Origin of the sequence: Citrobacter sp. JUb117, assembly GCF_024809055.1 — a bacterium.
GTDB classification, from domain to species: Bacteria; Pseudomonadota; Gammaproteobacteria; order Enterobacterales; family Enterobacteriaceae; genus Citrobacter; species Citrobacter gillenii.
In genome coordinates, this window is sequence record NZ_JANUFB010000001.1 from 409,860 (window position 1) to 421,004 (window position 11,145).

The 11,145-nt window shown below is 52.2% G+C and carries 8 protein-coding genes; 2 read left to right on the forward strand and 6 right to left on the reverse strand.

What is annotated here, in order from left to right; genetic code table 11:
* Positions 1-21 precede the first annotated feature (21 nt).
* Positions 22-669 (forward strand): MBL fold metallo-hydrolase, encoded by a 648-nt coding sequence (locus M2374_RS01905; RefSeq protein WP_096757663.1) that lies wholly within the window; start codon positions 22-24, stop codon positions 667-669.
* An 89-nt stretch (positions 670-758) separates the two neighbouring features.
* On the opposite strand, the gene aspC is transcribed toward M2374_RS01905, so the two are convergent.
* The 4 genes from aspC to pncB form a co-directional block, all read right to left on the reverse strand.
* On the reverse strand, positions 759-1,949 hold the full coding sequence (aspC, locus tag M2374_RS01910; protein ID WP_115258934.1) for an aspartate transaminase: 1,191 nt from the start codon (positions 1,947-1,949) through the stop codon (positions 759-761).
* A gap of 183 nt (positions 1,950-2,132) precedes the next feature.
* Positions 2,133-3,215: a porin OmpF gene (gene ompF / locus M2374_RS01915; protein WP_115258933.1), complete on the reverse strand. Its 1,083-nt coding sequence runs from the start codon at positions 3,213-3,215 to the stop codon at positions 2,133-2,135.
* A 617-nt stretch (positions 3,216-3,832) separates the two neighbouring features.
* Positions 3,833-5,233: an asparagine--tRNA ligase gene (asnS, locus tag M2374_RS01920; RefSeq protein ID WP_181688316.1), complete on the reverse strand. Its 1,401-nt coding sequence runs from the start codon at positions 5,231-5,233 to the stop codon at positions 3,833-3,835.
* A gap of 167 nt (positions 5,234-5,400) precedes the next feature.
* Positions 5,401-6,603: a nicotinate phosphoribosyltransferase gene (gene pncB, locus M2374_RS01925; protein WP_181688315.1), complete on the reverse strand. Its 1,203-nt coding sequence runs from the start codon at positions 6,601-6,603 to the stop codon at positions 5,401-5,403.
* A gap of 265 nt (positions 6,604-6,868) precedes the next feature.
* Between pncB and pepN the strand changes: the two genes are divergently transcribed.
* A complete protein-coding gene (gene pepN / locus M2374_RS01930; protein ID WP_181688314.1) occupies positions 6,869-9,478 on the forward strand; it encodes an aminopeptidase N in 2,610 nt (869 codons plus the stop codon).
* A gap of 104 nt (positions 9,479-9,582) precedes the next feature.
* On the opposite strand, the gene ssuB is transcribed toward pepN, so the two are convergent.
* Together ssuB and ssuC are read right to left on the reverse strand one after the other, a co-directional pair.
* The gene (gene ssuB, locus M2374_RS01935; protein ID WP_137362382.1) at positions 9,583-10,350 is read right to left on the reverse strand and encodes an aliphatic sulfonates ABC transporter ATP-binding protein; all 768 of its coding nucleotides are present in this window, start codon (positions 10,348-10,350) and stop codon (positions 9,583-9,585) included.
* Complete coding sequence (gene ssuC, locus M2374_RS01940) at positions 10,347-11,138, reverse strand: aliphatic sulfonate ABC transporter permease SsuC (RefSeq protein ID WP_137362383.1); 792 nt, start codon at positions 11,136-11,138, stop codon at positions 10,347-10,349. The genes ssuB and ssuC overlap by 4 nt, the downstream gene beginning before the upstream one ends.
* Between the last annotated feature and the right edge of the window lie 7 nt (positions 11,139-11,145).

Genomic DNA, 11,145 nt, shown 5'->3' on the forward strand with positions numbered 1-11,145 from the left:
GCTTAATGAAACAGGAGCTGTATGAACTATCGTATTATTCCGGTCACTGCATTCGCTCAGAACTGCTCGCTGATCTGGTGTGAACAAACGCGTCTTGCCGCGTTGGTCGATCCCGGCGGCGATGCCGAGAAAATCAAACAGGAAGTGGATGCCAGCGGTCTGACGCTTATGCAGATCCTGCTCACACATGGTCATCTTGACCACGTGGGCGCGGCGTCTGAACTGGCGCAACATTATGGTGTACCGGTTATCGGTCCGGAAAAAGAAGATGAGTTCTGGCTACAGGGACTGCCTTCGCAGAGCCGCATGTTTGGCTTGGGTGACTGCGAGCCGTTAACGCCCGATCGCTGGCTAAACGAAGGCGATCGCATCAGCGTTGGCAACGTGACGTTACAGGTGTTGCATTGTCCGGGCCACACGCCGGGGCACGTGGTCTTCTTTGATGAACAGTCAAAGCTGCTGATTTCAGGCGATGTGATTTTCAAAGGTGGAGTCGGACGCAGCGACTTCCCGCGCGGGGATCACAGCCAGCTGATCGACTCGATTAAACGCAAGTTATTACCCTTGGGCGATGACGTGACGTTTATTCCTGGTCACGGTCCGCTTTCAACGCTGGGGAATGAACGCCAGCACAATCCGTTCCTGCAGGATGAAATGCCGGTCTGGTAAATCCAGTCCGTCCGCCGGATAAGGCGCTAGCCGCTATCCGGCAAAAAAAAGCCCGCACGAATATGCGGGCTTTCTCTTTTCAGGTGAGCTTACAGCACGGCGACAATCGCTTCGCACAGCGGCGCCATGTTGTCAGGCGTCATACCCGCGACGTTCACGCGCCCGGAAGCGACAGCGTAAACGCCAAATTCCTCACGCAGACGCAGAACCTGTTCTTTCGTCAGACCGCTGAAGGAGAACATGCCGTTCTGTTTGATGATAAAGCTGAAGTCACGGTTCGCCCCTTTCTCCTGCAATGTATTCACAAACAGCAGACGCATACGCTGAATGCGCTGACGCATGTCGGTCAGTTCCTGCTCCCAGATTGCACGCAGGGCATCATTGCTCAGAATGGTGGCGACAACCGATGCACCGTGGGCCGGTGGGTTGGAATAGTTGGCACGAATGACGGACTTCATCTGGCTGAACGCACGGTCAACGGTGTCGGCATCAGCAGCAATCAGCGTACAGGCACCCACGCGCTCATTGTACAGGCCAAAGTTCTTGGAGTAAGAGCTGGCGACAATAAGCTCTTTGTGCAGCGCGGCGAATGCACGCAGGCCTTCTGCATCTTCTTCCAGACCACGAGCAAAGCCCTGATAAGCGAAGTCGAACAGTGGTAACCAGCCTTTTTCTACCGACAGCTGTGCCAGCGTTTGCCACTGCTCCAGCGTAGGGTCAATACCGGTAGGGTTATGGCAGCAACCGTGGAACAGTACCACGTCACCTGCCTGTGCTTCACTGAGGCTTGCCAGTAGCGCATCAAAGTCTAATGAATGGCTGGCCGCGTCGTAATAATTGTACTCACGAACTTCCAGACCGGCGGAGTTAAAGACGCTTTTATGGTTCGGCCAGCTTGGGTTACTTACCCATACGCGCTGCGTTGAGGTATTTTTTGCCAGGAAATCAGCCGCCACACGCAATGCACCGGTACCACCAGGGGTTTGCGCGGTACGTGCGCGTTTGTCGTTAATCAGTGCGTGACCTTTACCAAACAGTAATTCCTGAGTGCAGCGACCAAATTCCGGAATACCGTCAATGCCAAGGTAGTTTTTGGTGGTTTCATTTTCCAGTATATATTGCTCGGCTTTTTTCACGCTGGTCAGCACCGGCGTTTTGCCTGTCTCATCTTTATATACACCGATCCCGAGGTTGATTTTCCCTGGGCGGTCATCGACACGAAACAAATCAGCCAGGCCCAAAATTGGGTCGGCGGGAGCGGCGGTAATGTTCTCAAACATGACGAGGTTCCATTGTGGTTACAGAAGGGAAGTCCGCTATCAGGTTAACGGTAGATTTACAAAATGCCAACCGTTAGTGACGAAAAGATAGAGTGTTTTTTGAAGACGCAAGAATCCGCTGATGGACATAAAAAAACAGGACCGAAGTCCTGTTTTTTAGGCATTTAGCAAAGAGGTCTGCTATTAGAACTGGTAAACGATACCGAGTGCCACGATGTCGTCAGAGTTCACGCCCAGTTTGTTGTCAGAATCGATCTGGTTGATCTTGTAGTCAACATAGGTGGACATGTTTTTGTTGAAGTAGTAGGTTGCGCCTACTTCGATGTAGTCCACCAGATCTTCGTTGCCGATACCTTCTACGTCTTTCGCTTTAGATTTGTTGTAGGAGATGGACGGACGCAGGCCGAAATCGAACTGGTACTGAGCGACAACAAAGAAGTCTTGAGTTTTGTTAGCAAAACCGCTCACGTTGTTGATGCCGTTGGTGAAACGGGTAGCGTTACGGGTTTCACCGTAGTTTGCTGCCAGATAGATGTTGTTGGCGTCATATTTCAGACCGGTCGCCCACTGCTCAGCTTTTTTACCGCCGTTAGCGTAGGCAGAGTTTTCCTGCGCGTTGGTGCGGTCAGCTGCGCCGTAAGCACCGACGATACCGAAGCCATCCATTTCGTAGCTTACAGAACCGCCCACACCGTCGCCGTTAGAGCGGCTGGTGTTACCGTCACGCTCGTTTTTGCCCAGATACTGAACACCAAAGTTCAGGCCGTCAACCAGACCGAAGAAGTTGGAGTTACGGTAGGTTGCAACGCCACCAACACGACCTACGAAGAAGTTGTCGCTGTATGCAGTATCACCACCAAATTCTGGCAGCATATCGGTGTAGCCCAGTGCATCGTAAACGATACCGTAGTTACGACCGTAATCGAAAGAACCTGCGTCGCCATATTTCAGACCCGCAAAGGCCAGACGGGTTTTGTTGCCGTTCTGAGCGTCACTACCGCCTTCAGAATTGTTACCGGCAAAGTTGTATTCCCACTGACCGTAACCAGTCAGATCGGCATTAATCTGAGTTTCCCCTTTGAAACCAAGACGAGCATAAGTCTGATCGCCATCGTCACCAGCGTTGTCAGTAAAATAGTGCAGACCCACGGTTTTACCGTACAGATCCAGCTTGTTGCCATCTTTGTTATAAACTTCTGCAGCGTTAGCTGCCCCGGCTACCAGCAGAGCAGGGATAACCACTGCCAGAATATTGCGCTTCATCATTATTTATTACCCTCATCGGTTTTTATATGACACCTGCCACTGCCGCCAATAAATTCCGTCAATCAAAATTTACGGAACTATTGATGAGAGTTTGGTGTCTTTATGTGTCTGACAGGCATCTTTCCATTCAAACAACCGTTTCGCTACCGTCAAAGTGCTACAAAGATAAAGATTTGGTTTCAAAAAGAAAAAATGTGTAACTAAATGTTATTTTCATACAACTTTGTGAACAACTTCAAACTTCAGTTGTCTCCGTGCTAAAAAACAGCACTTTCATTTCTATTTATATGATTTTCTTATATTTAATTATCATAACGGCGTTTTTCTGTGCGAATAATGGAAAGTTCGATTTTTACAGTTGACTATTTTTGGCCATCCAGAATGCCATGCGAGTGATTAAAAAATGGTCTATTTAATCAGAAAATGCTAATCCACAATAAAAGAGCTGATTATTTTTTGTTCATATGTATTGCAGAGAAACATTACGTAACAGGACAAATGGAGTAAGAGGTTGTATTCAGGGAGAATGGCGAGTCTGTCTTAAGTGAAAAAACGGTGTATGGGCGATGGATATAAAAAAGGCCAGCAATGCTGGCCTTTGGCAGAATCATTCAGGATCAGAAGCTGGCGTTACGCGGTGTACGCGGGAACGGAATAACATCACGCACGTTTTGTACGCCAGTAACGTAGGCTATCAGACGTTCAAAGCCAAGACCGAAACCAGAATGTGGAACGGTGCCGTAGCGGCGCAGATCGCGATACCACCAGTAATCTTCTTTGTTCAGCCCCATCTCCAGCATACGGGCATCCAGCACGTCCAGACGTTCTTCACGCTGGGAACCACCGATGATCTCACCGATTCCTGGAGCAAGTACGTCCATTGCCGCGACGGTTTTACCGTCTTCGTTAAGGCGCATATAAAACGCTTTAATGTCTTTCGGGTAGTTTTTAACCACCACCGGCGCTTTAAAGTGCTCTTCCGCGAGGTAACGTTCATGCTCGGAAGACAGGTCCACGCCCCAGTAAACCGGGTTCTCGAACTTTTTACCGCAGTTTTCCAGAATGCTTACCGCGTCGGTGTAATCCACCTGCGCGAAGTCAGCCTCAATGAAACGCTCCAGGCGTGAAATCGCGTCTTTGTCGACACGTTCAGCGAAGAATTTCATGTCATCTGCACGCTCATTCAGTACGGCTTTGAACGCGTACTTCAGCATGGCTTCAGCCAGACCCGCAACATCGTTCAGATCGGCAAACGCAACTTCCGGCTCCAGCATCCAGAACTCAGCCAGGTGGCGGCTGGTATTGGAGTTTTCTGCACGGAAGGTCGGTCCAAAGGTATAGATTTTGGACAGGGCACAGGCGTAGGTTTCGCCGTTCAGCTGACCTGAAACGGTCAGGAACGCTTCTTTACCAAAGAAGTCTTTATCGAAATCGACTTTACCCTGATCGTTACGCGGCAGGTTTTCCAGATCCAGCGTTGAAACGCGGAACATTTCACCGGCGCCTTCGGTATCGGAAGCGGTGATCAGCGGAGTGGATACCCAGAAGAAACCCTGCTCGTGGAAGAAGCGATGCAGCGCTTGCGCCAGCGTATGACGTACGCGCGCAACTGCACCAATCATGTTGGTACGCGGACGCATATGCGCCACTTCACGCAGGTACTCAATGCTGTGACGTTTTGCCGCCATCGGGTAGGTATCAGGATCGTCAACCCAGCCGGTTACTTCAACGTCGGTTGCCTGAATTTCAAAGCTCTGTCCCTGTCCAGGAGACGCAACGACCTTACCCGTTACGATAACCGAGCAGCCCGTCGTCAGACGTAATACGTCTTGATTGTAATTGGGCAGAGAATTATTGATGACGGCCTGTACAGGATCAAAGCAGGAACCGTCATAAACGGCGAGGAAGGAGATGCCAGCTTTTGAATCTCGGCGGGTACGCACCCATCCGCGCACGGTGACTTCGCTGTCAACGGCTACGCGGCCCTGGAGTACGTCGGCTACAGGCACTACGCTCATAATAGTCTCTCTGTTAATAGTCGGATATATAAATACATGTCCACCCGAAAATGGGGGGGATACCTATGTTACCTGGCATCTGTAATCAGACAAGCAGAATTCGTAGCTGGAGTGAAAGATTTCGGAAATAAACGCGAAAAGGGAGCCGAAATGACTCCCTGGAGAGATTAACTGGCTTTTTTGATATGCGGTAGATCGAAGGCTTTGCGCAGCGCACGGACAAACGCTTTATCATGACAAATGGTTTTACCCGGGCTGTCGGATAACTTCGCCACCGGTTTGCCGTTGCATTCGACCAGCTTGATAACGATATTCAGCGGCTTGACCTGAGGAATATTGCAGGTCAGGCGTGTGCCAATCCCAAAACTCAGCTGCACGCGAGAAGAGAAGTGGCAATACAGTTCGATTGCTTTCTTCAAATCGAGATTATCGGAGAACACCAGCGTTTTGCTCAGTGGATCGATACCCAATTTCTCGTAATGCGCGATGGCTTTTTCACCCCATTCCAGCGGATCGCCAGAGTCATGGCGCAGACCCTGATAGCGGGTCGCAAACTCAACGCCGAAATCGCGTAAAAAGGCGTCCATGGTGATGCAATCGGTCAGCGCAATGCCGAGTTGATTAGGGTACTCGTGCAACCATGCGGCAAGTGCGACGCGCTGACTGGTGGCAAGTTCAGGGCTAATTTGTTGATGAGCCTGGAACCATTCGTGTGCCTGAGTCCCCATTGGAGTTAATGACAGGCAGCGGGCGAGATCGTAGTTACTGGTGCCCACAAACCATGGCTCTTGCTGGAGACGTTTAACAATCGCCTGCTGCACGTCACGCGAAAAACGACGGCGCGTACCAAAATCCATCAGATGGAAGCGGGACATATCGACATCTTTCGTTAAAGCAGAGAATTCGACTAGTTTGCCTTCCAGTTCATCCAGCGCTTGCGGCACACCGACTTCTGGCGAACGGTAGCGGTGCACCAGCTCGCTAATCACTGCCAGCAGCGGGACTTCCCACATGATGACTTCACGCCACGGACCGGTTAAACGAATATTCAGCTTACCGTTATCGTTGGTGATGCATACCTGCTGCGGGTTATAGCGGAAATCGCGAAGCCAGCTGAGGTAATCAGCTTTAAAGAAAGGCAGGCCGGAGAGCCACTGGTACTCGTCCTCCTGCAGTTGCAGGTGCTGCATAGCATTCACCTGCTCGCGAATAGAATCGGCATAAATACCGAGCAGGTCATCGCCACGGCAACGAAATTCAGCCGCTACTTGTACATCATAGTAGTGGTGAAAAACGGCTTGCTGCATATGCAACTTATAAGCATCTGTATCCAGCAGCGAGTGCAGAACAGGAGAAGCGAATTGTGTCATAGGTGCGCAGTAGCATCCTCTCACGGGAGCGTTTAGTACAATAAACAACTAAGAAAACCGCTGGAGTATACCCTGTTTAGCGATTTATTGAACCCCGATCACACCATAAGCTGACTTTCTGGTCGAGGGCAATTCGTGCCTCGTGTTATATAAATGTAGCAAAAAGGGTGTTTGTGCCTGAAAAGATGAACATTCTGCGTAGCGCGATTTACGCAACAGGAATAGACTGAACCCGAGACTCTACCATAGATGCTAAAGGTTTTTTATGACACAACAGCCACAAGCCAAATACCGCCACGACTACCGTGCGCCGGATTACCAGATTACTGATATTGATTTGACCTTTGACCTGGATGCTGAAAAAACCGTGGTCACTGCCGTGAGCCAGGCTGTCCGTCATGGTGCGTCTGATGCCCCTCTGCGCCTGAATGGCGAGGATCTGACCCTGGTGTCAATCCACGTGAACGACGAACCGTGGACAGAGTATAAAGAAGAAGGGGCGCTGGTCATCAGCCACCTGCCGGAACGTTTTACGCTGCGTATCGTGAATGAAATCAGTCCGGCGACGAATACAGCACTGGAAGGCCTGTATCAGTCCGGCGAAGCGCTGTGCACGCAGTGCGAAGCGGAGGGTTTCCGCCATATTACCTGGTATCTCGACCGTCCTGACGTGCTGGCACGGTTTACCACTAAAATTATCGCCGATAAAACCCGCTATCCGTTCCTGCTGTCTAACGGTAACCGCATTGCTCAGGGCGAGCTGGACAACGGTCGTCACTGGGTACAGTGGCAGGATCCGTTCCCGAAACCATGCTATCTGTTTGCCCTGGTAGCCGGTGATTTCGATGTTCTGAGTGACACCTTTACCACCCGTTCCGGGCGAGAAGTGGCGTTAGAGCTGTACGTCGACCGCGGCAATCTGGATCGCGCACCGTGGGCGATGACCTCGCTGAAAAATTCTATGAAGTGGGATGAAGAGCGTTTTGGCCTTGAGTATGACCTCGATATCTACATGATTGTCGCGGTGGACTTCTTTAATATGGGCGCGATGGAGAATAAAGGTCTGAACATCTTTAACTCCAAATACGTGCTGGCGCGTACCGATACCGCCACCGACAAAGATTACCTCGATATTGAGCGCGTGATCGGCCACGAATACTTCCACAACTGGACCGGCAACCGTGTGACCTGCCGCGACTGGTTCCAGTTGAGCCTGAAAGAAGGCTTAACCGTATTCCGCGACCAGGAGTTTAGCTCCGACCTTGGCTCTCGTGCCGTTAATCGGATCAGCAACGTGCGTACCATGCGCGGTCTGCAGTTTGCCGAAGATGCCAGCCCGATGGCGCATCCTATCCGCCCGGATAGTGTCATTGAGATGAACAACTTCTATACCCTGACCGTGTACGAAAAGGGCGCAGAAGTGATCCGGATGATCCACACCCTGCTGGGTGAAGCGAATTTCCAGAAGGGAATGCAGCTCTATTTTGAGCGCCATGATGGTAGCGCAGCGACCTGTGATGATTTCGTGCAGGCGATGGAAGATGCGTCTAACGTCGATCTCTCGCATTTCCGCCGTTGGTACAGTCAGTCCGGTACGCCGATTGTGACCGTACGTGATGACTATAACCCGGCCACCGAACAGTACACGCTGACGATAAGCCAACGTACGCCGGCTACACCGGATCAGGCAGAAAAACTGCCACTGCATATTCCTTTTGCCATTGAGTTGTACGACAACGAAGGCAAAGTGATCCCGTTGCAAAAAGGCGGGCATCCTGTGAATTCTGTGCTCAACGTCACCCAGGCGGAACAAACCTTTGTCTTTGATAACGTCTACTTCCAGCCGGTTCCGGCGCTGCTGTGCGAATTCTCTGCACCGGTAAAACTGGAATATAAATGGAGCGATCAGCAGTTAACCTTCCTGATGCGTCACGCGCGTAACGATTTCTCTCGTTGGGATGCGGCGCAAAGCCTGTTGGCCACCTATATCAAGCTGAACGTTGCTCGCCATCAGCAAGGGCAACCGCTATCGCTGCCGGTGCACGTGGCTGATGCGTTCCGTGCCATTTTGTTGGATGAGAAAATCGATCCGGCGCTGGCGGCAGAAATCCTGACGCTGCCTTCGGCGAATGAAATTGCCGAGCTGTTTGAGATTATCGATCCAGTAGCGATTACCGACGTGCGCGAGGCGTTAACCCGTACGCTGGCTGCCGAACTGGCAGATGAGTTCCTGGCCGTGTATAACGCCAACCATCTTGCAGAATACCGCGTTGAACATGGCGATATTGGCAAACGCACGCTGCGTAATGCTTGTCTGCGTTTCCTGGCTTTCGGCGAAACGCATCTGGCAGATACCCTGGTGAGCAAGCAGTACCGTGAAGCCAATAACATGACTGATGCGCTGGCGGCCCTGTCTGCGGCGGTAGCGGCGCAGTTGCCGTGTCGCGATGCGCTGATGCAGGCGTATGACGACAAGTGGCATCATGACGGTCTGGTGATGGATAAATGGTTTATCCTGCAATCCACCAGCCCGGCGGACAACGTGCTGGAAACGGTACGCGGCCTGTTGCAGCATCGTTCCTTTAGCATGAGCAACCCGAACCGTATTCGTTCTTTGATTGGCGCTTTCGCGGGCAGCAACCCGGCGGCGTTCCATGCGGAAGACGGTAGCGGTTATCAGTTCCTGGTCGACATGCTGACCGAGCTGAACAGCCGTAACCCGCAGGTGGCCTCACGTCTGATTGAGCCGCTGATCCGCTTGAAACGTTATGATGCCAAACGCCAGGCGAAGATGCGTGCGGCGCTCGAGCAACTGAAAGGTCTGGAGAATCTGTCCGGCGATCTGTTCGAGAAGATAACCAAAGCGTTAGCCTGAGACGTTGACCTGTCGTTTTGTAGGCCGGAGAAGGCGGTAAAGCCGCCATCCGGCAAAATGCCCGGTGGCTCAAACGCTTACCGGGCCTACAATGTCCTGAATGTTTATCCATGTAGTCGGATTGACTGTTGAGCCTCGCCACGCTGCATCACCCGATTCAACACTTCTGCTTCCAGTTCTGCCAGGCGCACTGAACCTGGTCGGCGTGGACGTGGAATATCTACCGTCAAATCCAGACCAATTTTTCCATCTTCAATCAGCAACACGCGATCGGCCATCGCCACCGCTTCGCTGACATCATGGGTGACCAGCAGTACGGTAAATCCCTGCTTTTGCCACAGCGAGACAATCAAATCTTGCATTTCCAGACGGGTTAACGCATCCAGCGCGCCCAGTGGTTCATCCAGCAACAGTAATCCGGGACGATGAATCAGTGCCCGTGCCAGCGCCACGCGCTGTTTTTGCCCACCGGAAAGGGCGGCAGGCCATTCCTGCGCCCGATTTTCCAGCCCAACAGACGTCAGCGCATCCCGGGCTGCATCTTGCCAGTGGCCATTAAGGCCCAGTCCTACGTTATCAATGACTGATTTCCACGGCAGCAGGCGTGCGTCCTGAAACATCATTCGCGTATCATGCTGAATATCTGCCAGCGGCGCGGTGCCGGCGAACAATTCCCCTGAGGTGGGTGACTCCAGACCGGCCAGCAGACGCAGCAGGGTACTTTTTCCGCCACCGCTGCGGCCCACCACGGCAACAAATTGCCCCGCCGGAACAGGCAAATCTAGCTGATTGAGCACCGTATTGGCGCCGTAGCGTTTTGTTACGCCGCTTAGCAGTAGCGGAATTCCCTGATTTAAACGCGTGGTATTCATACGGTGACCTCCTTCGCATGGTAAGCCGGGTTCCAGCGTAGCCAGCTACGTTCCAGTAGTTGCGCGCTGATGTCGGCCAACTTGCCGAGCAGGGCGTAGAGAATGATGGCCACCACGACCACATCCGTTTGCAGAAATTCGCGGGCATTCATTGCCAGGTAGCCGATGCCAGCGTTCGCTGAAATGGTTTCCGCCACGATAAGCGTCAGCCACATGAGCCCAAGGGAAAAACGTACGCCGACCATGATCGAGGGCAGAGCGCCGGGCAGGATCACATGGATAAACAGTGAAATACCGGATAACCCATAGCTGCGAGCCATTTCCACCAGCCCGCGATCGATATTGCGGATCCCGTGCCAGGTATTGATGTAAATCGGGAACAAGGTACCCAGGGCAACGAGAAAGATCTTGGCGGATTCATCAATACCGAACCACAAAATGACCAGAGGGATCAGCGCCAGATGCGGTATGTTACGCAGCATCTGCACCGAGGTGTCCAGCAACCGTTCCCCCCAGCGTGACAGGCCGCTTATCAGCCCCAACGTCAGGCCAATCGATCCGCCAATAGAAAAGCCGATCGCTGCCCGCCAGGTGCTGATCGCCAGATGCTGCCAAAGCTCGCCGCTGACGGAAAGCGTCCAGAAAGCTTCTACTACACCTTCTGGAGAGGGCAGGATGCGGGTGGACAGCCAGCCCATGGATGATGCCAGCTGCCAGAGCGCCACCAGACCAATCGGTAAAAACCACGGAGCAAAGCGAAGTAACCACTTATTTTGCGGCGTTGCCATCATCGGG